The sequence below is a fragment of the Lancefieldella parvula DNF00906 genome, from assembly GCF_000758945.1.
GTDB classification, from domain to species: Bacteria; Actinomycetota; Coriobacteriia; order Coriobacteriales; family Atopobiaceae; genus Lancefieldella; species Lancefieldella parvula_C.
The window spans coordinates 1-24,753 of sequence record NZ_JRND01000004.1; the positions used below are offsets into that span (position 1 = coordinate 1).

Below are 24,753 nucleotides of genomic sequence, written 5' to 3' on the forward strand. Positions count from 1 at the left end.
AGGTTCTGGCTGAGGTTCTGGCTGAGGTTCTGGCTGAGGTTCTGGCTGAGGTTCTGGCTGTGGCTCTGGAGCAGGTGGCTCTGGCCTACGATTTACAAACGTAACCGTAGTTGTTTCGTTAGAGCCAGTAATCTCACCAACCTGTGGATTAGGATCATCAATGGTATAGCCATCAAGGGTGGTTAGCTGAGTAATAATTGCGTTAGCATTTATTAGATAATCAGGAATAATTACGGTGCCATCAGGACCAGTTGTAAGCAGATAATTGTTATGGTCATCTCTGCTTAACTCACCTGTCTGAGTATAAGGAACACCAGGATTTGGTGCATCCTGAGTCATAGCACGAGGATCACTAGTACCAGGCAAATAAGCTGGATCAGGAGTATTAAATCCGCCCATAGAAGGAGGACATGCAGGCGCTGCGATTCCAGACGCATTATCATAGGAGGGGTTTGCTTTTAAAGTTGCGCCGGCAATAGGACTTCCATACTGATCGACTACTCTCACGATAATATTTCCGCGCCTATTTGGTAATTTAACTGTTACTCGAGTTGTTTCCTCAAAGAGACGTGTATCTGAATCGTAAGGGAATGTTACCGCATGAAGAGGGACCATACCATTAATGCTACCTGGAGTGCATGCAAAGACGGAATCAATCATTACAGCATCGGAATTATAAGCTAGTTCATTAGGATAATTTTTTGGGATAACCGTATAACTTCCTGTTACCGGAACAGTGACGCTTTGTCCACCTGGAACATTTGAGGCAATTCTATTTCCAAATTCATCTTCAATATCAAATTGGATATTAGTAATAGTACTAGAGGTTGGAATGTCTTCGCCACCAACATAAAGCTGGCCCATAATATGGACATTTTCAAAGTTAATGGTCTGAGGATCGCCATCACTACCAGCAGGAGCGGAGAAAGTCACGTTTTTAGCTGTGTGATCAATAACATATCCAGCTTTAAACGTTGTCTGCTCAACCTTATAACTTCCGTTAGCAAGGCTAGTCTGAGCTCTACCGTTTTGGTTAGTAATCATAGTTGCAGCGTTGGTACCGGTAACTGTATTAGTCACGGTAATTGTTACACCATCAACAGGTTGACCATAATAGTCATCAGTAACATTAACCGTGAGCTGATTTTGAACTGCTGCTTCTGCAAGCGCAAACTTTGGAACTCCAATTACAATTACGCAGCATAGCGCTACCAAAATTGACGCTGCTACACACTTGAACTTTTTCACTTCAAACCTTCCAAATCCATAAAGGATTACAAATATCTAATTCAAATGATAAAAGAAAATATCATTAAAATGAATATAAACTGCATTCTAAATTGCAATTTATTAAATTTTCATATCATCAACAATTAGAATTAGTTATAAACAGCTATTCCCTATCCAACCACACACAAAAAGCGAGAGGGCCCTTCTACATGAAAGACCTTCTCGCCAAAAAATCGTCAATCAATTTAATGAAGTTGGCTTATTTATCCATGGTGAGATGAATAGCAAAGCCAGCAATCTCGTCTTTGAAATAGACCAAAAACGTACTGCCATCTGGATTAAGCCTTCTTGAAGACTCATCGATTTCAAAGCCACGACCTGCAAAGTATTTCTCGGCAGCTGGGATGTTGTTAACGTGGAAGCCAATATGACCCTTTGTGCCTCGCCCATTTTGTTTCATGACCTCTACCAGGGTCCCTGCAAAAAATGAGGGTGGCTGCTCAATAGTTGGAAGTCCCATAAGAGCGGTAAACAGGTTTGCAATCTTTTCCGCCTCGTCCGCATTGCTTGCGTTAATACCAACGTGAGCAACATACATATCAAACTGCTCGACTGGATTAAGAGCGCTGGAATTGTTAGTTGAATCTGTCATACATCTCCCCTTTCCTAGGGCTCAAGTATATAAGGGAAGCTCTAAGATGTGTGCTTGGTAATAAAATATTAGTCATTACTGTAACTAAGTACTAACAAAAAAGGCCCAGTTACCTAGGCCTTTAAATTTCTATGGTGGGCGATGCTGGATTTGAACCAGCGACCCCTTCCGTGTGAAGGAAGTGCTCTACCCCTGAGCCAATCGCCCGAACGACTTGCAATAATAACAAACAATGACGCTAATTTCTAGCTTTTGACTTTTTTGAAGGTGAATACGTAGACACAGCTTTATTCATCTGAACAAGAATAATTCCCAGGAAGATAAGCTGAAGAATCAGTGGCGTAATTACCATAGGCTGAGATGAAAGCTGCGAGACAAAAACCCATTCAATGGTAAAGAGAATGAGCTCAATACCAGCAACAAGACGGACAATGCCGTGGGTTTTCTCAAAGTCTTTAGCCAAGCTGATGCATTTCTGAAGAATATAGCAGCAATAAACTGCCATTAAGCTGCATAGCAGAAGCACAATCATGCTTGAAGAGAAACGACCATAGCCAACTGAGAAGGCAAAGATGACAATTCCGGCAACGCCAAGCGCACCAAGCATAGAGGAAAGCGCCATCATCAACTTAGTTCCACGATCCATACAAACCCCCAACAAGTCAGTTCACAAAGAAAAAACGTACACAAGAGGAGATAGAACAATAAAACGACGTCAACTAAATAATTTACTTGGCCTCAAGAGACTTTTTAACTTTATGAGATCCTCGAGCAACAGCACTTGCCATTGCCAATAGCGCAAACAGCTCAATAAACTGCAAGGTAACAGATGGTTTAAGCACCAACTGTCCCACAACAATAGCAGCTAATACAACGCATGATCCAAAAATCATGGGATAAGCGGCTGCAGCTCTATTAGGTACATTAGCCTCTCTAGCTGCATAACCACCAGTTAGAAGCGAGATCATACTTGCAAGCAAAAGAAGAGCGGAATCAATTGATGGACCAGCACCAATTACAAGAACCGCAACATTAACAAGACCTAAAAGTCCGCCAATCAAAAGCGCCAGACTGAAGAGCTTCATTTTACGAGTCTCAGGAGTCATATATCCCCTATCTATCAAATATCACTTTGGCTATTGTACCCGTCTTTTATATAAATTAAGTAATCGAATCATTGAACGGTAGAGTGTTTCGGTAAAAGAAATGGCGAGAAAACCAAAGGATTTCTCGCCACATGTGTATTTGGTGGGCCCAGAGGGATTTGAACCCCCAACCCAGGGATTATGAGTCCCCTGCGCTAACCGTTGCGCCATGAGCCCGTAAGAAAAAAGCGGCGACAGATGCCGCCGCCAGAATGCGTGGTGGAGAATAGGGGGATCGAACCCCTGACCTCATGACTGCCAGTCATGCGCTCTCCCAGCTGAGCTAATTCCCCGAACGTGGTGCGGGAAATACTATAGCAAACCAAAGCTCTGTTTTTCTCGACAATTTTCTAATTGGTTGTATATTTTAAAGCTCGCGCTCTGGAAGAATCTTCTCTGCCAACCAAGAAGCAACCTCATCAAGAGCAACCTCAAAGCGCTCACCGGTAGCGCGTTCTTTGACTTCTGCGATTCCGTTAGCAACGCCCTTCTTGCCCACAATAACCTGCCATGGGAAGCCGATAAGGTCTGCATCTGCAAACTTAACGCCTGGACGCTCTGCACGATCATCAACAACAGTCTCAAGACCAGCTGTAACACAGGCGTCAGCTACAGCACCAGCTGCATTCCAAATCTCTGGGTCTTTGTCAGAGAGGCAAAGAACAGAAACCTCATAAGGAGCGACAGAGACTGGCCACTTGATGCCCTTCTCGTCATTGTATTGCTCAACAACAGCAGCAAGCAGTCTGGAAACACCAATGCCGTAGCAGCCCATAACCAGAGGCTTGTCCTCGCCGTTTTCGTCTGTGAAGGTAGCGTTAAGAGCTGAAGAGTACTTGGTGCCAAGCTGGAAGACCTGGCCAACCTCAATACCACGAGCGGCGTGCAGAGGAAGTCCACACTCAGGGCAAATATCGCCCTCCTGAGAAGTGACAAGGTCTTTCCACTCGTTAATCTCAAAGTCACGACCAAGCTCAACGTGATCAAGGTGGTAGTCTGCCTTGTTAGCACCGCAGAGCCACCACTGACTATCCTCAAGAGAGAGGTCTCCAACAACGCGGATACCCTCAGGTAGACCAACAGGTCCAATGAAGCCCTTGATGAGGCCATGCTCTTCAAGCTCTTCATCGGTCATCATGTGATAGTCACCAAAGACGTGCTCAGCTTTAACCTCATTGAGCTCATGAGTACCTGGAACAAAGCACACAACTGGCTTACCGTTTCCGTCAACAAGAGCTAGAGCCTTACGAGTTGCTGCAGGTGAAACGTGAAGGAACTCAGCTACATCATCAATGGAGCCAATACCAGGGGTGTGAATCTCACACATCTTGCCAGACTCACGCTCTTCTACGTTGATCTTTGCTGCAGCTGCCTCAGTATCTGCAGCATAGCCGCAATCGCAATAGACTAGGCTTGCCTCGCCAGCCTCTGCCAGCGCCATAAACTCAACAGAGGTGTCTCCACCAATCTGACCAGAGTCTGCAACTACCTGCAGAGCCTTAAGACGCGTGCGATCACAAACGTTCTGGTAAGCAACCTTCTCCTGGTCATAGCATTCTTGCAGCGACTCTTGATTTGCCGAGAAGGAATATCCGTCTTTCATAATGAACTCACGGCCACGCATAAGGCCAAAACGTGGACGACGCTCGTCACGGAACTTATCCTGAATTTGATAGAGCGTTACCGGAAGCTGCTTATAACTCTTGAGCTCATTTCTAATAAGGTCTGTGAAGGTTTCCTCGTGAGTTGGGCCAAGAGCAAACTGACGATCATGACGGTCATGCATACGCATGAGCTCATCACCATAGACATCCCAACGACCAGACTCTTCCCAGAGCTCAGCAGGGGTCATAATAGGAACAAGAATCTCCTGAGCACCAATACCGTCCATCTCATCGCGAATGATGGCCTCAATCTTTAAAAGAGAGCGCCATGCAAGTGGCAGATAAGAGTAAAGACCCGCAGCGGTCTTTCTGATCATGCCAGCACGAAGGAGCAGGCGGTGACTTGCAAGTACAGCCTCAGCTGGATCTTCTTTGAGTGTTGGTGCATACAAAGAAGACATGCGCATCCAGTGCTTCAAGGTAGTTTCCTTTCAATATGAAGTAATACGTATAGTTTACTTATTTTTTGCCAAAACGATTCTCGATTTCGGCGAATAACTCATCAACAATCTTATCTTCAGGAACTTTTCTAATAGGATTGCCGTTTTCAAACAACACTGCCTGGCCTTTGCCACAGGCAACGCCAAGGTCAACGCCCCTGGCCTCACCAGGTCCGTTAACAACGCAACCCATGACTGCCACAGAAATTGGGGCACGAACGCCATCCAGGCGCTTGGTAACTTCCTCTGCAATAGGAATCATGTCAACACCACACCTGCCGCAGGTAGGGCAGCTAACCAGCTCCGGCTTAATGCGACGCATACCAAGAGCCGCAAGAAGTTCCCATGCTACGTGAACTTCTTCTACAGGGTCGGCCGTTAGAGAGAGACGCATGGTATCGCCAATACCGCTCTCAAGCAAAATGCCCACCGCAGCAGAATTCTTTACCGTTCCCTGCCTTAACGCACCGGCTTCTGTAACGCCTACATGCAGAGGAATCTGTGGAAGCTCCTTGGAAAGCGCTCGATATACCGCAAGCGTAGTAGGAACATCGTGAGCTTTTGCAGACAAAACAATGTTGTCAAAACCGCGAGAAGAAAAATGCTCTACAAAAGACTTTGACGATGCCACGAGTTTCTCGACAAGGGTCATATCTTGTCTTGTATCAAATTCTTTAGCAAGAGAGCCTGCGTTAACGCCAATTCTAATTGGAATATGTGCCTCTTTAGCTGCCTCAATGACGGCGTCAACACGCTCCATAGAACCAATGTTTCCTGGGTTAATACGAAGCGCTGCCGCACCTCGCTTTGCAGCTTCAAGCGCCAGCTTATAGTCAAAGTGAATATCGGCAACAACAGGAAGTGGCGAGTATTTGCAAATCTCTTCAAAGCCGTCGAGGGCCTTTGCGTCTGGAATTGCCACACGGATAATCTCGCACCCTGCCTCGGCAAGCCCCTTGATCTGAAGGAGCGTTGCGTCTGGATCATCTGTTTTAGTGGTGCACATAGACTGAACGGAAACGGGAGCGCCGCCGCCAACCTGGACAGATCCAACCATGACGGGATGAGTTTTTGTGCGAGCAATCTCAGACATAAAATCAGCTACCTAAAAAGTAAATGAAGAATATCGTTTCTCAGTGCAACAACAAAGACAAACAGGAAAAACGCCAGTCCAATGTAAGACAAAATGTTTTGAACTTTGATAGACAGAGGCTTTCTCATAATCACCTGAATTACCTCAATCAGAATCTTTCCACCGTCAAGAGGTGGAATAGGTAAAAGATTCATGAATCCAAGTGACATGGAAATAGCTGCTACCAGCATAATAAGGGTCGAGAAACCCTCTGCAGCAGCTTCTGATGCCATTACAGAAATTCCTACAACAGAAGACGACTGATTGAGAACTTCCATGGTCTGCGTCGGGATGAGCAGTCTGAGCGCAAACTGACCAACCTGCACGGCATACGATACAGCTGCAGCCGATGCGTCAATAAACGAGAAGTGATAGGTGGTCATGACAGGTGTCACGCCGATGATTTTATCGTCAGGACGCAAAACTGGCTTAATGGTAGTTTCAAGTTGAATGCCATTGCGCTCATACGTGATTGGAATATCCTTGCCTCCATTGGACATTGCATCCTTGATAACAGCAGTAAGGTCTTCCCAGGTATGTACCTCTACCTTGTTAAAGGTAAGAATAGTGTCTCCAGCAGTAAGGCCTGAAATAGCAGCAAGAGAGCCGGATTCAACGGATCCAAGCTGAGCCTTGTTTTGAGCCGCAGGAACGCCAACAAACATCAAAGAGCCAACTACCAGCACAAAGGCTAGCGCAATATTGACCAAAGGTCCACCTAAAATCATGAGCAGGCGCTTGGGAACATTTACACCAACATAGGTATGAGCCTTTTCTTGAGCAAAGAAATCATCAGCGGACAGCTGTGGAACACGAGGCTCCCCTGCTGCTGTAGAGCCTTCAAGCTCAAAGTTGTGACCACGATCATACTCACAGCGAAGCTCAGCATCTCGTGCAAGAGTCTGGAAGGTAATATGTGCCAGCTCATCTGACTCTTTGACAAGCTCAATGGAACCCCAATCTGCAAGGGTGTACAGCAGATTGTAGGCGCGCTCATCCTCACAGTTAAGTTTTGCTGCAAGAGCACCAACCTCAAGTGAACCCGCCTCTTGAACGCTCATCAGAGCTTGTGGAAGCAGCTCATCTAGCTCGCCTTCCATACCGCAGATACGCGTATAGCCACCAAAAAGAAGTGGTGTCACACCAACCTCAGTACCATATTTTTTGCTCTTGTGAGAAAGCTTGTACTTGAACGGCATGCCCAAGAAGAACTCAGTAACACGAACGCCACACAGGCGAGCCATACCGTAATGGCCAGCCTCGTGAACAAATACAAGGAGCGAGAGGACCAAGAGTCCCCAAAAAATTGGTGAAAGAATAGCTAACAAATTCACAAAATTCCTATCCCACAAAAGAACGGGCTAAAGCTCGTGCTTCTGCGTCTACAAGCGTCAATTGTTGAAGGTCTTCTACCCTTTGAACTTCAGAGGCATTCATAGTCTCTGCAACAATGCGCTCAATATCAAGAAATGAACATCTTCCTCGTCTAAATGCATGGTTAGCAACTTCATTAGCTGCATTCATAATGCAAGGAAGCGTTCCTCCAACAGTTCCTGCATGACGAGCAAGAGCTAGGCATCCAAAGGTTTTCTCGTCAGCATAGTCGCCTGTGAGAGGAGCAGTCTCTTGCCACTCGACAGGCTTTGCAATTGCCGGCCAGCGATGTGGATAGCTCAATGCAAACTGGATAGGCAGCCTCATATCAGAGGCTCCAAGCTGAGCCTTAACAGAGCCGTCCACAAACTCAACCATAGAATGAATGCGACTCTGGCGATGTACCAGCACCTCAAGCTTGTCCATAGGAGTATCAAAGAGATGATGAGCCTCAATGAGCTCAAGGCCCTTGTTCATGAGCGTGGCGCAGTCGATGGTAATCTTGGCACCCATCTTCCAGGTTGGATGCGCCAAGGCGTCGTCGGCCGAAACGTGTTTGAGCTGCTCGCGAGAATATCCGAAGAACGGACCACCAGAGCAGGTCAGCCAAATCCTCTGGATATCAGCGGGGTTCTCGCCAATAAGGCACTGGAAAATGGCACTGTGCTCGGAATCAACGGGGATGAGCTGGCCAGGCTTGACCAGAGGCATCAGAAGGTCTCCGCCAACAACAATGGACTCCTTGTTGGCGTATGCCAGCACCTTGCCAGCCTTTACAGCAGCTAGACCGGCGTAAATGCCAGCCTCTCCCACTACTGCGTTGACCACGCAGTCAACCTCGTCCAGCTCAGCAAGCGCCTGAACTGCCTCGGGACCAAAGCTTGCCTTGCAGCCTTGAGGCAAGCTGTCGAGAAGAGCGTTGCCCTTGACACTTGCATCGGCAAAAGCAACGTATTTGCAGTTGAACTCAGTTGCTGCCTTCACGGCAAACTCAGCCGACGACCTCACCGCAAGGGCAACTACCTGCACCTTTTGCGGGAAATGACGGCATACATCAAGCGTCTGCATGCCCACAGAGCCCGAAGCTCCAAGGACAGCAACGCGTAATGGCTCATGCCTAGCGGCACGAGGCGCAGTATCTTCAAAAATGCTCAAAACCTATGCTCCAAACGGCAGCGCAATAGGAAGCTTGACCTGGCTAAAGAGCACGGCAAGCTGGAAGAGAAGAAACGCCGCCATAGTTCCAAAAATCATCGAATCGGTTCTATCAAGCAGGCCACCATGGCCAGGCATAATTGAACCGGAGTCTTTAAGACCTACTCCTCGCTTAATGCGAGACTCAAAGAGGTCTCCCACAACGGAGAAAATACCCTCAGTTATGCCAAAGAGCAGGGCAAACAGAGGATTCATATCAATGGCACCAAACACGGCAATCAAGAACCACACCAGCATTGAGCCTAAAAGGCCACCGTAGAAGCCTTCCCAGCTTTTATTTGGAGAAATTCTTGGCGCCAGTTTATGCTTGCCAAATTTAGATCCAAACAAATACGCAAAAGAATCGTTAGCCCACACAGAGAGCATGACAGCAAGCGTGATCCAAGGAATAGAAAAACTAGGCTCTGTGGACCTTAGTAGCACCACTGTAGAAAGAGAAAGCGAGGTATACAATGGTCCAAAGGCCGTAACAGCCACGTCTGCAAGGTTTGCTCGCGGAGTAAAGACATACCAAAGACCACAAAGGATAATCAAAAGCAGGGAGAATGCCAGCGGAAAAACGTGACCAAAATACGCAATTATGGGGAAAATAAGCGAGAAAACAAGGCCAAGAGGCTCGTTTGGCATACGTCCGCCCATGCGACAAATGTGGAAGAACTCAGAGCAGCACAGCCATCCCATACCAGCAATCAAAACAATGGTGGCTTCTTTGCCCACAAACAGAGCTGCAAGCACAATAGCTGCATAAACTACGCCAGACAGAGTTCTGGTCAAAAGCTTTTCGGTGACGCCACGAACACGCTGGCCCATAAGGTTACCAGCGGATCTCTGCAGCTCTTTAAGTGAGCGACGAATCTCCAGCTTTTCAATCTGTCTATCAATTCCAACACTACCTGTTTCTTCAGGATTTAACTGAGAGTCAGTATCAATCCTGGAAGTAGGCTTTTTGGAATCGCGCGTATTGTCCACCACTATTTCACTCCTCCGAATCGCCTCTCGCGACTCTGATAGTCCTTAATGGCGCGCAAAAAATCCCACTTAGAGAAGTCAGGCCAGTAAGTTTGCGTAACATACAGCTCCGAGTAAGCCAGCTGCCATAGCAAATAGTTAGAAAGCCTCAGCTCTCCTGACGTGCGAATCAAAAGGTCTGGATCAGAAAGTCCTGCTGTATAGAGGTTCTTCTCGAGGTCTGCTGGAGTCACCGAATCAGCAGACACACTACCCTCAGCAATTTGGTTGGCGAGAAGAACAGCTGCCCTGGTCAGCTCCGCGCGGGAGCCATAATTAACCGCAAGTGCAAACGTCATACCAGTGTTTTGTGCGGTCTCATCAAGTCCGCGCTGGAAGGTCTTGCGAGTCTTCTCTGGCAAAGCCTCAAGGTCACCAAAGAAACGCAACTTTACGTTCTCTTGATGAAACAGCGGAAGCTCTTTGAGTAGCGTCTCTGCAAACAGACGCATAAGCAAGTCAACTTCACGCTGAGGGCGTTTCCAGTTTTCTGTAGAGAACGCATAAACCGACAGAACGTCCAATCCAAGACGCACGCTTGTAGTAACAGCCTCGCGCAAAGAAAGAACACCGGCCTTATGACCTTCAGTTCTGTCAAGTCCGCGAGCTGTAGCCCATCTGCCGTTTCCATCCATAATGATGGAAACGTGACACGGAATACTTTCTAAATTGATATCAGAGAGACTGATATCTTCTGGTGCGTCAGAGAAATACTGGACGAGTTTGTCTGTATCAAACTGCACTTAAATCTCCATGATTTCTGAAGTCTTGGTCTTAAGAAGAGACTCAATCTGTGCAATATAGGTATCGGTCAGCTTCTGAATACCGTTCTTCTCGCGCTTCTGATCGTCCTCAGAGAGCTCCTCATCGCGCTCAATCTTGCCGTTAACGTCACGACGAACGTTACGAACAGCTACGCGAGCCTCCTCAGCAATCTGAGAGCACTCTTTAGCAAGCTCACGACGGCGCTCCTCGGTTGGCATTGGGAAAGGAAGCCTGATAGCAGAGCCATCATTAGATGGAGTAATACCAAGGTCAGAAGTCTCAATGGCCTTCTCGATGCTCTTTAGAGCAGTCTTATCCCATGGCTCTACAAGCAGCATAGATGCCTCAGGAACCTTGATAGCTGCAAGCTGAGAAATTGGGGTTGGCTGGCCATAGTAGTCTACCTTGATGTGATCAAGCGCATGTGGATTTGCGCGACCAGTACGAACACGACCAAAGTTATTCTTAAGTGCCTCGATGCACTTCTCCATAGACTGCTTAGCTTTATCAGAATGAACGCTCATTAGTCCTCCTCAACGACAGTAGTACCGACTTCTTCTCCGGAAATTGCCTTCATGAAAACGCCTTCAGACTGCATGTCAAATACAAGAATTGGCATCTTATTGTCTTTGCACAGTGCAATTGCTGCAGCGTCCATAACCTTAAGTTCTTTAGCGAGAACATCTTTGTAGGTGACCGTGTCATACTTAACGGCATCTGCATGAGTAACTGGATCGCAGTCGTAAATACCATCTACCTTTGTTGCCTTCATCAGAGACTCTGCGCCAATCTCGCAAGCGCGAAGAGCTGCAGCAGTATCAGTAGTGAAGTAAGGGTTACCGGTACCTGCAGCAAAGATGACAATACGGCCTTTCTCAAGGTGCCTAATGGCACGACGGCGAATATAAGGCTCTGCAACCTGAGCCATGGAAATTGCACTCATAACACGGCAATCCATGCCATTGCGCTCAAAACAATCTTGGAGTGAGAGAGCGTTGATTACTGTTGCAAGCATGCCCATATTGTCGCCCTGGGCACGATCCATGCCAGCTGCTGCCTGAGAAACGCCTCTAAAGATGTTTCCGCCGCCAACAACAATGGCAACCTGAACGCCAGACTCCCAAACAGGCTTAATTTCTTTAGCAAGCATTTCTGGAATTGAAGGGTCAATACCAAAGGATTGCTCACCCATCAATGCTTCACCAGAAAGCTTTAAAAGTACTCTCTTGTATTTAGCTGAAGACAAAGCTTCCTCGCTCTCTCCGTTTGCCATAGTTGTAATAATTTTAACAAACGACGCCGTAAGTTTTGCAGGAATCGCGTTAAAAAAAGAGCCGGTTGAAGACAACCGGCTCAAAATAATTGAAGTAAAAAGTCTTACTCTTCACCAAAAGCAAAACGCACGAAGCTGACAATCTTAACCTCGTCGTCAACCTTCTTGGAGAGCAGCTTTGCGTACTCAGAAATGGTCATATCTGGGTCCTTAACAAATGCCTGCTCAGTAAGGACATACTCCTTGTAGTACTTCTCGAGACGACCATAAGCCATCTTCTCCTGAATAGCCTCAGGCTTGCCGGACTCAGCAGCCTGTGCCTTGTAAATGGAGAGCTCGTGATCAACGATGTCCTGTGGAACATCCTCACGGCGAGCAGCAACTGGAGCAGCTGCAGCTACCTGCATTGCAACGTCGTGTGCAAAGTTCTTGAAGTCCTGAGACTCAGCGGTCTCTGGCTTGTTGAACTCAAAGGTAACAATGTCAGCAAGCTTGCCACCAAGGTGGATGTAGCTAGCAAGTGCACCGTTTGCAGCCTCAACACGCTGGAAACGAAGAACACGCATGTTCTCACCGATGTTGTGAATCTTATCGGTGATTGCCTCGTCGACGGTCTCGTCGCCAAGCTTAGCAGCCTTGAGCTCCTCAACGTCAGCTGGGTTGCTCTCAACGACAACTGAAGCAAGCTCGCCAGCAAAGCCGGTGAACTGTGGGTTAGTACCAACAAAGTCAGTCTCGCAGGAGAGCTCGAGGATTGCACCAGTCTTGCCGTCTGGGCTGATGAAGGTAGCAATGGTACCCTCGTTGGTGTCACGACCAGCACGCTTAACTGCCTTAGCAACGCCCATAGTACGAAGAATATCTACTGCCTTCTCAATATCGCCCTCAGCCTCGACGAGTGCCTTCTTGCACTCCATCATAGGAGAGCTGGTCATATCACGAAGCTGCTTAACAAGTGCTGCGGTAATCTCTGCCATGTTTTCCTCCCAAAAATCTACTGAATAACTAAATTATTTAACCCGTTGCTAAGAGTTACTCAGCAGCTGGGGTCTCGGACTCAGCGCCCATCTCTTCAGCAGAAATCTGCTCCTTGCCGCTACCTGCAAGAATTGCGTCTGCAGCAAGCTGGCACATAAGAGAAATGGAACGAATAGCATCGTCATTTGCAGGAATGCCGTAATCAACAACATCTGGATCAGAGTTGGTGTCAAGCAGGGAGACAACTGGAATGTGAAGACGGTTTGCCTCACGGATTGCGTTCTCTTCACGCTTGGAATCAACAACAAAGAGAGCCTGTGGAAGAGAAGTCATATCACGGACGCCACCGAGATTAAGCTGAAGCTTCAGAAGCTCCTTGTTCTTAAGAGCCTGCTCCTTCTTAGGAAGAGTTGCCATGCGGCCATCCTCTACCATTGCCTCAAGCTCCTCAAGGCGCTTGATGCGGGAACGCATGGTGACAAAGTTGGTGAGCATACCGCCAAGCCAACGCTGGTTGATGTAAGGCATGTTTGCACGAGCTGCCTCAGTAGCGATTGGCTCCTGAGCCTGCTTCTTGGTACCGACGAAGAGAACGCGGCCACCCTTAGATGCAACATTCTTCAGGAAAGTGTAAGCAGCGTCTGCGCCAAGCATGGTCTGCTTAAGGTCAAGAATGTAAATGCCGTTGCGCTCACCAAAGATGTATGGCTTCATCTTAGGGTTCCAACGACGAGTCTGGTGACCATAGTGGCAACCAGCATCCAGAAGAGTCTGAATAGTAATCTTTGCAGCCATTTTTACCTCCATTGGTTGTTCCTCCGTACGAGTTCAAGCCTTGTTAAAACCACCCAACACCTGGCTTAGCGTTAGGCACCACGGCAAACAAGTAGTCGTACGTGCGATTTTGTGCTGTTTGGTAACAGCATGTTGTGCTTCTACACAACTTTTGAAAGTATAGCAGGAAAACAAGGGTTGCGTCTATAAAGAATTTAGACCATAACCTCTACAAATACTGCGTAAATGCAATAAACTTCTTTGCGCAAGATATTTCGCAACAACGCTCAGCTTATTTTGATCTTGGATGAGCTGCTTTTGCTGCTTCTTTGAGCCTGTCAACTGACAAATGCGTATACACCTGTGTAGTTGAAAGTGATTCATGACCTAAAAGCTCCTGTACAACACGAAGATCTGCTCCACCACCAAGAAGTTCTGTGGCGTATGTATGTCTCATAGCGTGTGGAGAGAGTGAGCTATCTAGTCCTGCAGCCGTTAGATACGACGAAAAAACCTTGCGCAAAGAATCCGCGCTCATAGTATTTCCTCTTACGGAAATAAAAAGAGCCGAATGTGCACGGCCCGCTTTATCTTTCAACAAAAGCGTAGGTCGAGAAGAACTTAGGTACTTTTTAAGCCACCCGATAGCTGACTCATAGAGCGGAACAATTCGCTCTTTAGAGCCTTTACCAAAGAGACGCACTGTTCCATTTTGCAAATCAACCTGTTCAAGCTTGAGAGACGCTACCTCAGAAATACGAGCTCCTGTTGCATACAAAAACTCAAGAAATGCTCTATCTCTAAGCCCTACCGCGGTTGAAACATCACATGATTCTAAAAGCCTATTTACATCGGAATCAGTCATAGTGTGTGGAAGATTTCGTGGCGCTCGAGGATTGCTCAGTGAAAGAGCTGGGTCTGTGGCAATCAGTTTTTCTCGCTGCATCCATTTGTAAAAACCACGCAACGCAGATAAATGCCTATTTAGTGTTTTTGCTGAATATTGAGCCTGTTTGAGATAGGCCAAATAGAGACGAAGGCTTCTGTGATCAACCCGAGTTACGGCAATACCTTCCCTACTACACCACTGCTCAAATGCCAAAAGATCAGTCTGATATGACCTTAGGGTATTCTCGGAAAGATTCCTGACCTTACTTAGATACTCAATAAATTGTTCAACATGACTACCCTGCTCTTTTGAAATAGCCACGTTAATCACACTTCATGCAATCAAAAAGATCCTGACGAGAAGAGATGTAGTCATCAAAGTCTTTATGAGCACGCTCTGCCATCTTTTGACGACGTTCGTCTTTTCTTTTGATATGCTCGTCCAGTGGCTCAAAAATTCCAAAGTTAACATGCATGGGCTGATAATCTTTGGTGTTTGGGTTTGTCGCATAACCTACAAGAGAGCCAAACGAAGTGGTCGAAGGAAGCCTGACTTCCTCTTTGTTCAACAAACGAGCGTACAAGTTAAGCGCAGCAAGCAATCCAGATGCTATAGCCTCAACATAGCCTTCTGTACCCGTTATTTGACCTGCAAGAATAGTAAAAGTACCCGGAATTCCAAACGAGCCATCAAGTGCATGAGGAGAGTCAACAAAAGAGTTTCTGTGCATGACGCCGTAGCGAACAAACTCAGCGTTTTCCAACCCTGGGATGAGGGTAAATACGCGTTTTTGCTCTCCCCAGGTAAGATTTGTCTGAAAACCAACCAGATTAAATGCTGTCTTAGCTGCATTTTCTGCACGAAGCTGAACTGCTGCCCAGGGGCGTTTACCCGTTCTGGGGTCAATAAGTCCTACTGGCTTTAAAGCGCCAAATCTAATGGAATCATGTCCTGTTCTTGCTACTTCCTCAATAGGCTGACAAGCTTGGAACAAATCAGACTGCTCAAAATCGTGGCCAATAACACGTTTAGCTGCAAGTAACTCATCAACAAATGTGTCGTATTCCTCTTTATTCATGGGGCAATTGAGGTAATCGCCAATTCCCAAGTCCTCATAACGAGATTGAGAGAAGGCAATTGAATGGTCAATTGATTCATAAGACACAATAGGCGCTGCTGCATCAAAAAACGACATTCTGTTAGTTCCAACACGCTTAGAAATTGCTTCGTACAAGCTATCTGAGCACAGTGGTCCTGCAGCAATAACTGTTGGCTCATCAGATAACTCCGTGACCTCTGCATGAGTTACCGAGATGTTTGGATGATTTATGATCTGCTCAGTAACAGCCTTTGAAAACTCTTCTCTATTGACCGCAAGCGCGCCGCCTGCAGGAACAGAGTTTTCTTCTGCTATACGGAGCAGAAAACTGCCCATCTTTTTAAGCTCAGACTTTAAAATTCCAGCTGCAGAATCTTCCTTAGTTGACTTCAGAGAGTTGGAGCAGACCAGCTCAGCAAACATATCTGTGTGGTGTGCTGGAGAAGAAACAACAGGGCGCTGCTCAATGAGCTCTACAGAAACACCACGTGAAGCAAGCTGTAAAGCACATTCGCTTCCAGCTAAACCAGCGCCAACTACAGTAACTTTTTGTGTCATTGTTCACCTATCACACACTACGAATCCAAATAAAACTCTTTAGAAGGAGTATACCTTCCATCCGGTAATCTTTTTACCATTCCACGAGCTTCATAATCAGTAAGAGAATTTAACACGGTAAGTACGTTTTCTGATAGCCTCCATGCAAGTTCTTCTGGTCTTGAAGGAGAAGCAATAAGTGAAGATAAAAGTGGTGTCAACTTCTTATCTTGCTTCAATTGTTCCTGAACTAGACAATCAAAATCTAAAGAGATTGCAATACCCAATGATGTCTCATCAGGAATAATTTGAGCACCTTCAGAGATGAGTCTATTCGTACCAGCAGAAGCAGGAGAAAAGATAGACCCGGGTATTGCATAAATAGTTTTACCAAGAGCGTTAGCAAACTCAGCAGTACTCATGGTGCCTGAGCAAAGCCCTGCTTCCGTTACCAAGAGCACTTTACCTAATGCTGCAATAACCGCATTTCTTCTAGGAAAGGCATAACGTCTAGGAGGTGTTCCCCACCTGTCTAGAGAAATAACTGCTCCCCTTCCTTCTCGCGCTGCATCAAAAAGCTCTGCAGAGGTAGTTGGGTAGGTCACGTCTGCACCACAGCCTGCCACTACAACAGTCTTTCCACCAGCATTAAGAGAAGCCATACCCGCCCTATAGTCGCAGCCAAGAGCTCCGCCAGATACCACCACAATATTGTTATCAGCAGCACATCTACCAGCCATTTCTGCAATTGCCATTCCGTATGGAGTGGCTCTACGAGCTCCAATTACCGACATACAAGGTGCTTGCAAAACACTTCTATCTCCCATTCCGTATATCACTTCGGGAGGATGATTGAGCAATAGCAGCTCTTTTGGATAATCCTCATCTTCTGATGAAATCTCCCATTTCTCCATTACTACTCCAAAGAACGAGACCTATAAGCTACAGCCTCAGATACGTCGTCTTTTGTCACCTTTTCATGGTGAGCAATATCTGCGATTGTCCGCGCAACTCTGCAAGTACGCGTTATTGCTCTACCTCCTAAATGAAGTCCTCGAGCAAATCTATGCAATAGTTGCAAAGCTGATTCATCAAAACTCTCCATGTACTTTTGGCGAGAAGTGCCATCCACTCCACGGGTTTCTCGCCAAGAGGCAAAGTCTCTACCAGAGACAACAAGTGAGCGCATACCTGCTGAAGTGAGTCCTAACTCACCTTGAATTACTCGATCAGAAGAAGGTCGGGCCACATCACACACAATGTCTATTCGATCCATTAAAGGACCTCCAATTTTTGATTGATACGTAGAAATCTTTCCTGGAGAGCACTTGCAGGTGTGAGTTTTATCTCCAAAGTATCCGCAGGGACAGGGATTAGCTGCAGCAATGAGCTGAAACTGAGAAGGAAACTTATAGATACCATCCACTCGCGCAAGACGTACATATCCATCTTCGATTGGCTGACGTAAAACCTGCAGCGTATTAGAAGCAAACTCGGGCAGCTCATCTAAAAAGAGCACACCTTTATGGGCAAGAGAAATTTCTCCTGGGATGACAGGTCTGCCACCTCCAATCATGCCTGCTACAGAAGCTGAATGATGAGGAGACCTAAAGGGCCGTACACCTGCTTGAATAGAATCTGTTTCACACCCCGCTACAGAATGTATGAGCAAAACCTCGTCGCGCTCTTCTTTAGAGAGTTCTGGGAGGATAGTTGGAATTCTTTTAGCAAGCATAGTTTTACCTGCACCTGGCGGGCCAATCATGAGCATCCCCAGGTTTCCTGTGGCTGCGATTACGATAGCTCGCTTGACTAATTCCTGGTCAATCACCTCTTCAAAGTCTAAATTCTCGCTGAGCATTACTGTTTCAACAGCATGCTTACGCTGAACCAATGGCTTACAAAATGATTGATCTCTTAAACTCAAGTTGAGCAATGATTGAATTCCTATGACGTGACTCCAGTCAGAACCAAACAAATTGCAATCTGAAGAGGAGATTAGTTTCATTCCCAGTTTCTTAGCAAGCATTGCATACGCTGCCATACCTCTCACTGAAGAGATCTTGCCGTTTAATGAGAGTTCTCCAACAAACAGCCTGTTATGCACAATCTCTTGAGGAATCTGTCCAGTAGCTGCAAGAATAGCAACGGCTATAGGCAAATCAAATCCAGTACCTGTCTTTTTTATATCCGCAGGCGTCAAATTGATTGTTACCAGCAATCGAGGGATGGTAAAACCAACAGCTTTTAGTGAGCAGCGCACACGAGAACGAGATTCCATAATGGATCCGTCGGGCATACCTACGATGGTTATTCCAGGTATGCCGCCTGAAATACCCACTTCCACATCTACAGGTATTGCCTCAATTCCTCTAAGAGTTGCGGTATGAACGCAGATGGTTGCTTGACTCATTGCTCGTCCCAGCTAAATGCTCCAATTAAATGCCTTAGGCTTGCTGTGCTTGGAGCCACCAGATTAATAGCAACAACATCAAATCTAATAGAGGTAAGTGCTGGATGAAGCGCTGCATACATAAGCGCAAGCGTTCTGTATTTTTCCTGCTTTGCCCTATTTACAGCCAGCTCAGGCATGATGCTATCGTCTTTGTTCAAAATACGTCTTGTCTTTACCTCAACAAGCACAACGTTATCGCCATCTTGAGCAACAATATCAACCTCACCAATCTGACACGTCCAGTTAGTTTGGATAATTTTGTAGCCTCTTTTGATGACGTATTTTGCAGCAATCTCCTCGCCTTTCTCGCCAATTTGACGAGAAGACATCTCTTCTAGCGGAATTCTTCCCTCTTGTTCGTCATCCTCCTGAGGACTCTTATCCAGAGCCTTTGGCTCTTCCTGTGGAACAGGCTTCTCCTCTACCTCGTTAGATGTTGCGCCTACATGCTTACTTGTTTCTTTCTTGCTCATAACTCTCCTTTCATTGTGGGAGAGTTCAGTTTGCAGGAGCACTTTGACACTAACTTGACTGCTGTCTGTCTAAACAGCGTAATGATTCTGACGAAAGTAAAAAATTTGATATTACGGGCTTGCGGCTATAGAAAAAGCCCGTTCAATCCTCTTGGAATGAACGGGTCTCTGTTTGCGTCTGAAAGTTAATCTGATTACTTAAATTGGGCGCATTAAAACAGTCTTTGCGTCTTAACAAAGTTTCCACAAAACGACGCACGATGTATGGGAGAAAGTCCCATCTCACCAATAGCTTCAATGTGTTCAGCGGAGGCATATCCTTTACATTCTGCCAGGTGATAGCCGGGGTACTCCTCGTCATAGGCCACCATTAAAGCATCTCGTGTTACTTTTGCCACAATTGAGGCAGCGGCAATAGATGCAATACGTGCGTCACCCTTAACAAGAGTCTTCTCTTTAGGATGGATGTGCATAGGATTTCCATCAATCAAGACACAGTCAGGCTCAATACCTGTGTTTTTGACAGCTTGTAGCATAGCGTCTCTTAGACACTGTGCCATACCAACTTCATCAATCCTTTGAGGCGCAATATGAGCAATACCAATTGCTGTCGCAATTTCTTGAATTTGCTCTGCAAGAATCTCTCGCTTTGTTGCGGTCAATTTTTTTGAGTCATTAAGTCCGTAAATAATAGGCTCATCAGGCAGACATACCGCACAAACTGTTAAAGGACCAGCTACAGAGCCTCTACCAACCTCATCAACGCCAACAACCAGTCCGCCTCCAGAAAGCTCCTTCTGAAAGCGATACATTTCTTCTACACGGGCCTTCTCGACGTGTTCTTTTTCAATACGCTTTTTAGCTGATTCCAACGCTTTGATAACTTGTTTACGAGGATCTTCGCTATAACGAGCTATGAGTTCGTATACCTCAGACTCTGGAGCGTCGCTTAAACGAGCAATTATGTCTTTAGCAGAATCAGCCATGTTTTCTCCAAACCACATGACTATGGTACTAAAAAAGCCGCCCGGAGGCGGCTTTAAAGAGCATATGAAGTTGATTAGCGCTTCTCGCGAAGACGAGCAGCCTTACCAACACGATCGCGCAGGAAGTAGAGCTTAGCGCGGTGAACAACACCGTGGCGAAGAACCTCAAGTTTAGCAATCTTTGGTGAGTGAAGTGGGAAAGTACGCTCAACACCAATGCCGAAACTGATCTTACGAACGGTAAAAGTCTCACGAGAACCCTCGCCGGAAAGACGAATGATGTCACCCTGGAAGACCTGCTCACGAGTACGGTCACCCTCGACAATACGATAGTGAACCTTTACGTTGTCACCAACGCGGACCTCAGGAATGTCCTCGCGGATCTGCTGACGCTCAATAGCGCGAATGTAGTCCATTGTTTCCTCATCTCTAGAGGTGCCGACGCCCTTGCGAACGACACATAGTTAACACACAGACGGAAAGTATACGTGAATACTTTCCACTGTACAAGGGTTAGTTTGGATAAAACTTACTTTACATATCTTCTTTTACCCCAGGAACGAGGCAAGCGAAGGTCTTCAAACACTCTGGTTGCATATCTATCGGTCATACCAGACACGTAATCCGCTACTTGAATCTCTGGATGATCAAAGTCATGACACTTGTATTCTGCAGGAACCTCATCTAAATGGTTAACAAAGTAATCAAACAGCTCAATGATAAGGTCATATGCCTTGGGCTCTTCATATTTTGCGTCTCCTGATGCGTACAGATTAGCAAACAGGAATGCTCTCATGGTCATCATGGCGCCCCACATAGAGTCGGTCATTTTAATATCGCCTACGCGAGAGCTCTCAGAGACAATATCGTGAACCATGTTTTCAATGCGCTCAGGTGAGCTATTTCCTAAAACCTCACGAGCTTCAGTTGGGAGATACTCCTCCGAAAGAAGCCCTGCTCGTTTTGCGTCATCAATATCGTGCGTTACATACGCAATGCGGTCCGAAATGGCAACAATTCTTCCTTCTGCTGTTTCTGCGCGTAGATTACCTGAATGGCATCTAATACCATCAATAACCTCATGAGAAAGATTAAGACCTTGTCCGTCTTTCTCCAGATACTCAACAATGCGAGCGCTCTGCTGATTATGGGCAAAAATATACTCATTTCCTGGAGCGTCGGGGTCCATTCCCCTATACAGGCTAATGGCGTGCGAAAGCGCCTTCTCGCCAATATGGCCAAACGGCGTATGACCTAAATCATGTCCAAGTGCAATTGCCTCAGTAAGGTCTTCGTTTAAGCCCAGAGGACGCGCAATTGAGCGCGCAATCTGCGAAACCTCAAGTGTATGAATAAGACGGGTTCTATAGTGGTCCCCTTCTGGGGCGAGAAAAACCTGTGTCTTGTGAGCAAGTCTTCTGAAGCTCTTGCTATGCAAAATACGGTCTCTATCACACTGATAACAGGTACGGTACTGGTCAGGTTCCTCTGCAATCGCACGACCTTTACTTTGATCAGAAAAAGCCGCTTCAGGAGATAAGATTTGATGCTCGCGAGCTTCAAGATCTTCTCGTCTAATGGATAACATAGAACCTCCTTGTACCTGCATCTTTTCCTCATAATAGCAGGATATTACTATCTAGCAAAAGAGGGCGACCGAAGCCGCCCTCTAGAGTTTGTTGCAGTGTGTCTAGAAGAAAACCTACTTAGTAGCAATCTTCTGTGGACCACCGTTAGCCTGAATCTTAGCCTGTGCTGCAGCAAGACGTGCAATTGGTACACGGTATGGTGAGCAGGAGACATAGTCAAGACCAAGGTTGTAGTACATGTGGATGGACTCTGGATCGCCACCAGTCTCACCGCAGACACCAATGGTGAGGTTAGGATTACCCTTACGGCCACCCTCAACGCCCATACGGACAAGCTCTGCGACACCCTTATCAAGGGTTGCGAATGGGTTGGTCTTAACAATCTTGCGCTCAAGATAGAGAGGCATGAATGCAGACTCAACGTCGTCACGAGAGAAGCCAAGGCAAGTCTGGGTGAGGTCGTTAGTACCGAAGGAGAAGAAGTCTGCGTGCTTAGCAATCTCCTCAGACATGATAGCTGCACGTGGAAGCTCGATCATGGTACCAACTGGGATGTTGAGCTCAACACCGTACTCGTCAGCAACCTGCTTGATGGTCTGCTCAACCTCTTCACGGACCTGGATGAGCTCCTCTTCGAAGCCAACCAGAGGAACCATGATCTCTGGACGAGGGTCAAGACCAACGCGCTTAAGCTCTGCAGCTGCGCTTGCGATAGCGCGGACCTGCATAACGTTGAGCTCTGGGTAGACAAGACCAAGGCGGCAGCCACGAAGGCCGAGCATTGGGTTTGCCTCCTGGAAGGCATCAAACTTAGCGAGAAGAGCACGCTTTGCAGCGGTGTCCTTACCCTGCTCCTCATCGCGAGCAATCTCGACAGCAAGCTCACGTGGGGAATCAAGGAACTCATGCAGTGGTGGGTCAAGAAGACGGACAACAACGTCTTTGCCGTCCATTACCTTGAACATACCAAGGAAGTCACCCTTCTGAGCACGACCAAGCTGCTCGATAGCAAGCTGCTTAACGTCTTCAGAGTCTGCAAGAATGAAGTCCTGAATGAGGTGCTTACGCTCACCAAGGAACATGTGCTCAGTACGGTCAAGACCAATTGCCTCTGCACCGTTATCAACGGAAGTCTGAGCATCTGCTGGGTTATCAGCGTTTGCACGTACGCCAATGACGCGACCACGGGACTCGTCAAGGCGGACCTCATCTGCCCATGCAAGGATGGTCTGGAGGTCACCAGAGAGCTCTGGCTGAACAAGCTCAACAGCACCAAGGATGACGTCACCAGTGGTACCGTCGATGGAGATAACATCGCCCTCGTTAACAACAAGGCCGGAATCAGCAACGGTGAAGCGCTTGTTAGCAGCGTCAATGCGAAGTGTATCAACACCGCAGACGCAAGGAGCGCCCATACCACGAGCAATAACAGCTGCGTGGCTTGTCTTGCCGCCGTGGGAAGTTAGGATGCCCTCTGCAGCAACCATGCCGTGAAGGTCATCTGGAGTGGTCTCCCAACGGACAAGAATACAAGGCTTGCCTGCCTCTGCAAAAGCCTCAGCGTCTGCAGAAGAGAAGACTGCAGCACCAACAGCTGCACCAGGAGAAGCGTTAAGACCCTTTGCAATGGTCTCATACTCAGCGTTAGGATCAAACTGTGGGTGCAGAAGCTGATCGAGCTGCTCAGGAGCAACACGAGAAACAGCCTGCTCCTTGGTAATACGACCCTCTTCGTACATCTGAATTGCAACCTTGAGTGCAGAGAGAGCAGTACGCTTACCAACACGAGTCTGAAGCATCCAGAGCTTACCATTCTCAATGGTGAACTCGATGTCCATCATGTCTGCGTAGTGGTCCTCAAGAATCTCGAAGACGTGGAAGAGCTCCTCGCCTGCCTCCTTGAGTGCAGGAACCTTAACAAGGTCTGCAATAGGCTCAGTGTTACGAATACCAGCAACAACGTCCTCGCCCTGAGCGTTAATCAGGAAGTCACCGTAGCGCTCGTTGGTACCGTCTGCAGGGTTACGAGTAAATGCAACACCAGTTGCAGAAGTCTCACCCTTGTTACCAAAGACCATGACCTGAACGTTAACTGCAGTACCAAGCTCATCAGGAATCTTGTTCTGCTTGCGGTAAAGGATTGCGCGGTCGTTCATCCAAGAACCAAAGACTGCCTGCTCAGCAAGGCGGAGCTGGAGGTAAGGATCAGATGGGAAGACAGCGTAGCCGTTCTTGGAGACCTCTGGGTGCTCCTTAACGTCAACGTTTGCAGCAAAGATTCCCTTGAACCAAGTTACAAGGTCACGAAGGTCATTTGCGTCCAGCTCTGTATCAAGCTTAACGCCCTTCTCGGCCTTCTTAGCAGCAATTGCATCCTCAAAGAGCTGTCCAGAGACGCCCATAACAACGCCAGAGAACATCTGAACAAAACGACGGTAAGAGTCCCAAGCAAAGCGCTCGTTACCAGTCTGCTTAATGAGGCCCTGAACGGACTCATCGTTAAGACCAAGGTTAAGAACAGTGTCCATCATGCCAGGCATGGAGAATGGTGCACCAGAACGGACGGAGACAAGCAGTGGATCTTCTGCATCGCCGAGCTTCTTGCCCATGCGCTCCTCAAGGGTAGCCATAGCTGCGTCAATCTCATCAGTGACGCCCTCAGGCCAGACGTTGCCGTTGTTGGAATAAGCAACGCAAGTTTGGCAAGTAATTGAGAATCCTGGAGGTACAGGCAGACCAATCTTAGACATCTCTGCAAGGTTTGCTCCCTTGCCACCAACAATCCACTTTGCCTCTTCTACGGATGCGCCAGCGACCTCAGTAACATCGTTACCGGCGTGGTCCTTTCCGAAGCTGTAAACGTGCTTCTCGGACATAACACTCCAAACTCTCAAACTGTCACACGCAAAGCGTGCACCAACACGATTGAACGTAAAGACATCAAACCAAACACAGTTGGTTCTGTCCTCACATTCATAGTATGTTACCAACCTACGCGATTCATCTGAACAAAATAACGGTGAGCGGTCAATATCGACCGTTCACAGAATTATTTACAAACTTATGGTTGCAAAT

23 protein-coding genes and 3 tRNA genes are annotated in these 24,753 nt (G+C 47.0%); all 26 read right to left on the reverse strand.

Features of this window, described 5'->3' with window-relative positions; all coding sequences use genetic code 11:
* Positions 1–1,248, reverse strand: a 1,248-nt coding sequence (locus HMPREF1647_RS07030; protein ID WP_035431175.1) for a SpaA isopeptide-forming pilin-related protein, incomplete at its 3' end; no start/stop codon positions are given.
* Positions 1,249–1,489: 241 nt separating this feature from the next.
* Entirely contained in the window at positions 1,490–1,882 is a 393-nt protein-coding gene (locus tag HMPREF1647_RS00655; protein ID WP_035431178.1) for a VOC family protein, read from the reverse strand.
* A gap of 132 nt (positions 1,883–2,014) precedes the next feature.
* Positions 2,015–2,089, reverse strand: a tRNA-Val gene (locus HMPREF1647_RS00660).
* A gap of 31 nt (positions 2,090–2,120) precedes the next feature.
* A complete protein-coding gene (locus tag HMPREF1647_RS00665) occupies positions 2,121–2,528 on the reverse strand; it encodes a hypothetical protein (RefSeq protein ID WP_035431180.1) in 408 nt (135 codons plus the stop codon).
* A gap of 82 nt (positions 2,529–2,610) precedes the next feature.
* Positions 2,611–2,988, reverse strand: coding sequence for a hypothetical protein (locus HMPREF1647_RS00670; protein WP_035431182.1), 378 nt, complete (start codon positions 2,986–2,988; stop codon positions 2,611–2,613).
* 140 nt (positions 2,989–3,128) lie between these two features.
* Positions 3,129–3,204, reverse strand: a tRNA-Ile gene (locus HMPREF1647_RS00675).
* Positions 3,205–3,244: 40 nt separating this feature from the next.
* A tRNA-Ala gene (locus tag HMPREF1647_RS00680) sits at positions 3,245–3,320 on the reverse strand.
* A 74-nt stretch (positions 3,321–3,394) separates the two neighbouring features.
* A complete protein-coding gene (locus tag HMPREF1647_RS00685; RefSeq protein ID WP_035431292.1) occupies positions 3,395–5,098 on the reverse strand; it encodes a proline--tRNA ligase in 1,704 nt (567 codons plus the stop codon).
* 52 nt (positions 5,099–5,150) lie between these two features.
* Positions 5,151–6,224 (reverse strand): flavodoxin-dependent (E)-4-hydroxy-3-methylbut-2-enyl-diphosphate synthase, encoded by a 1,074-nt coding sequence (gene ispG / locus HMPREF1647_RS00690; protein WP_035427499.1) that lies wholly within the window; start codon positions 6,222–6,224, stop codon positions 5,151–5,153.
* Between the two features lie 8 nt (positions 6,225–6,232).
* Entirely contained in the window at positions 6,233–7,597 is a 1,365-nt protein-coding gene (locus tag HMPREF1647_RS00695; RefSeq protein ID WP_035431185.1) for a M50 family metallopeptidase, read from the reverse strand.
* Positions 7,598–7,604: 7 nt separating this feature from the next.
* On the reverse strand, positions 7,605–8,792 hold the full coding sequence (gene dxr, locus HMPREF1647_RS00700; protein ID WP_052039071.1) for a 1-deoxy-D-xylulose-5-phosphate reductoisomerase: 1,188 nt from the start codon (positions 8,790–8,792) through the stop codon (positions 7,605–7,607).
* Positions 8,793–8,795: 3 nt separating this feature from the next.
* Positions 8,796–9,824: a phosphatidate cytidylyltransferase gene (locus tag HMPREF1647_RS00705; RefSeq protein WP_262363761.1), complete on the reverse strand. Its 1,029-nt coding sequence runs from the start codon at positions 9,822–9,824 to the stop codon at positions 8,796–8,798.
* Positions 9,824–10,603, reverse strand: a complete 780-nt coding sequence (locus HMPREF1647_RS00710; RefSeq protein WP_035431187.1) for an isoprenyl transferase — start codon at positions 10,601–10,603, stop codon at positions 9,824–9,826. Before HMPREF1647_RS00710 ends, HMPREF1647_RS00705 begins: the two co-directional genes overlap by 1 nt.
* A complete protein-coding gene (gene frr / locus HMPREF1647_RS00715; protein ID WP_035427490.1) occupies positions 10,604–11,149 on the reverse strand; it encodes a ribosome recycling factor in 546 nt (181 codons plus the stop codon).
* Positions 11,149–11,871 carry a UMP kinase gene (pyrH, locus tag HMPREF1647_RS00720; protein ID WP_035431299.1) on the reverse strand — a complete coding sequence of 241 codons (723 nt, stop codon included), beginning with the start codon at positions 11,869–11,871 and terminating at the stop codon, positions 11,149–11,151. The genes frr and pyrH overlap by 1 nt, the downstream gene beginning before the upstream one ends.
* Before the next feature lie 131 nt (positions 11,872–12,002).
* Positions 12,003–12,875 carry a translation elongation factor Ts gene (gene tsf / locus HMPREF1647_RS00725; RefSeq protein WP_035431190.1) on the reverse strand — a complete coding sequence of 291 codons (873 nt, stop codon included), beginning with the start codon at positions 12,873–12,875 and terminating at the stop codon, positions 12,003–12,005.
* 55 nt (positions 12,876–12,930) lie between these two features.
* The gene (rpsB, locus tag HMPREF1647_RS00730; protein WP_035427711.1) at positions 12,931–13,671 is read right to left on the reverse strand and encodes a 30S ribosomal protein S2; all 741 of its coding nucleotides are present in this window, start codon (positions 13,669–13,671) and stop codon (positions 12,931–12,933) included.
* Positions 13,672–13,942: 271 nt separating this feature from the next.
* Positions 13,943–14,860: a site-specific tyrosine recombinase/integron integrase gene (xerA, locus tag HMPREF1647_RS00735; protein WP_035431301.1), complete on the reverse strand. Its 918-nt coding sequence runs from the start codon at positions 14,858–14,860 to the stop codon at positions 13,943–13,945.
* A gap of 1 nt (position 14,861) precedes the next feature.
* Positions 14,862–16,196 carry a methylenetetrahydrofolate--tRNA-(uracil(54)-C(5))-methyltransferase (FADH(2)-oxidizing) TrmFO gene (gene trmFO / locus HMPREF1647_RS00740; protein ID WP_035431193.1) on the reverse strand — a complete coding sequence of 445 codons (1,335 nt, stop codon included), beginning with the start codon at positions 16,194–16,196 and terminating at the stop codon, positions 14,862–14,864.
* Positions 16,197–16,213: 17 nt separating this feature from the next.
* Positions 16,214–17,089: a DNA-processing protein DprA gene (locus tag HMPREF1647_RS00745; RefSeq protein WP_035431196.1), complete on the reverse strand. Its 876-nt coding sequence runs from the start codon at positions 17,087–17,089 to the stop codon at positions 16,214–16,216.
* Between the two features lie 2 nt (positions 17,090–17,091).
* On the reverse strand, positions 17,092–18,588 hold the full coding sequence (locus HMPREF1647_RS00750; protein WP_035431199.1) for a YifB family Mg chelatase-like AAA ATPase: 1,497 nt from the start codon (positions 18,586–18,588) through the stop codon (positions 17,092–17,094).
* Positions 18,585–19,103, reverse strand: coding sequence for a YraN family protein (locus tag HMPREF1647_RS00755; RefSeq protein WP_035431201.1), 519 nt, complete (start codon positions 19,101–19,103; stop codon positions 18,585–18,587). Before HMPREF1647_RS00755 ends, HMPREF1647_RS00750 begins: the two co-directional genes overlap by 4 nt.
* 212 nt (positions 19,104–19,315) lie before the next feature.
* On the reverse strand, positions 19,316–20,089 hold the full coding sequence (locus tag HMPREF1647_RS00760; RefSeq protein WP_156095530.1) for a ribonuclease HII: 774 nt from the start codon (positions 20,087–20,089) through the stop codon (positions 19,316–19,318).
* Between the two features lie 74 nt (positions 20,090–20,163).
* Positions 20,164–20,505 carry a 50S ribosomal protein L19 gene (gene rplS, locus HMPREF1647_RS00765; protein ID WP_035427471.1) on the reverse strand — a complete coding sequence of 114 codons (342 nt, stop codon included), beginning with the start codon at positions 20,503–20,505 and terminating at the stop codon, positions 20,164–20,166.
* Between the two features lie 113 nt (positions 20,506–20,618).
* Positions 20,619–21,677 carry a deoxyguanosinetriphosphate triphosphohydrolase gene (locus tag HMPREF1647_RS00770; RefSeq protein ID WP_035431206.1) on the reverse strand — a complete coding sequence of 353 codons (1,059 nt, stop codon included), beginning with the start codon at positions 21,675–21,677 and terminating at the stop codon, positions 20,619–20,621.
* Between the two features lie 114 nt (positions 21,678–21,791).
* Positions 21,792–24,554, reverse strand: a complete 2,763-nt coding sequence (gene ppdK / locus HMPREF1647_RS00775; RefSeq protein WP_035431207.1) for a pyruvate, phosphate dikinase — start codon at positions 24,552–24,554, stop codon at positions 21,792–21,794.
* Positions 24,555–24,753: the final 199 nt, after the last annotated feature.

Bases quoted from the DNA above. Each gene is read 5' to 3' on its own strand.
- HMPREF1647_RS00770 (WP_035431206.1), bottom strand. From the start codon at position 21,677: ATGTTATCCATTAGACGAGAAGATCTTGAAGCTCGCGAGCATCAAATC.
- HMPREF1647_RS00670 (WP_035431182.1), bottom strand. From the start codon at position 2,988: ATGACTCCTGAGACTCGTAAAATGAAGCTCTTCAGTCTGGCGCTTTTG.
- HMPREF1647_RS00685 (WP_035431292.1), bottom strand. From the start codon at position 5,098: ATGCGCATGTCTTCTTTGTATGCACCAACACTCAAAGAAGATCCAGCT.
- trmFO (WP_035431193.1), bottom strand. From the start codon at position 16,196: ATGACACAAAAAGTTACTGTAGTTGGCGCTGGTTTAGCTGGAAGCGAA.
- frr (WP_035427490.1), bottom strand. From the start codon at position 11,149: ATGAGCGTTCATTCTGATAAAGCTAAGCAGTCTATGGAGAAGTGCATC.
- rpsB (WP_035427711.1), bottom strand. From the start codon at position 13,671: ATGGCTGCAAAGATTACTATTCAGACTCTTCTGGATGCTGGTTGCCAC.
- HMPREF1647_RS00655 (WP_035431178.1), bottom strand. From the start codon at position 1,882: ATGACAGATTCAACTAACAATTCCAGCGCTCTTAATCCAGTCGAGCAG.
- HMPREF1647_RS00755 (WP_035431201.1), bottom strand. From the start codon at position 19,103: ATGAGCAAGAAAGAAACAAGTAAGCATGTAGGCGCAACATCTAACGAG.
- ispG (WP_035427499.1), bottom strand. From the start codon at position 6,224: ATGTCTGAGATTGCTCGCACAAAAACTCATCCCGTCATGGTTGGATCT.
- ppdK (WP_035431207.1), bottom strand. From the start codon at position 24,554: ATGTCCGAGAAGCACGTTTACAGCTTCGGAAAGGACCACGCCGGTAAC.
- HMPREF1647_RS00760 (WP_156095530.1), bottom strand. From the start codon at position 20,089: ATGGCTGATTCTGCTAAAGACATAATTGCTCGTTTAAGCGACGCTCCA.
- HMPREF1647_RS00750 (WP_035431199.1), bottom strand. From the start codon at position 18,588: ATGAGTCAAGCAACCATCTGCGTTCATACCGCAACTCTTAGAGGAATT.
- HMPREF1647_RS00745 (WP_035431196.1), bottom strand. From the start codon at position 17,089: ATGGAGAAATGGGAGATTTCATCAGAAGATGAGGATTATCCAAAAGAG.
- rplS (WP_035427471.1), bottom strand. From the start codon at position 20,505: ATGGACTACATTCGCGCTATTGAGCGTCAGCAGATCCGCGAGGACATT.
- HMPREF1647_RS00665 (WP_035431180.1), bottom strand. From the start codon at position 2,528: ATGGATCGTGGAACTAAGTTGATGATGGCGCTTTCCTCTATGCTTGGT.
- tsf (WP_035431190.1), bottom strand. From the start codon at position 12,875: ATGGCAGAGATTACCGCAGCACTTGTTAAGCAGCTTCGTGATATGACC.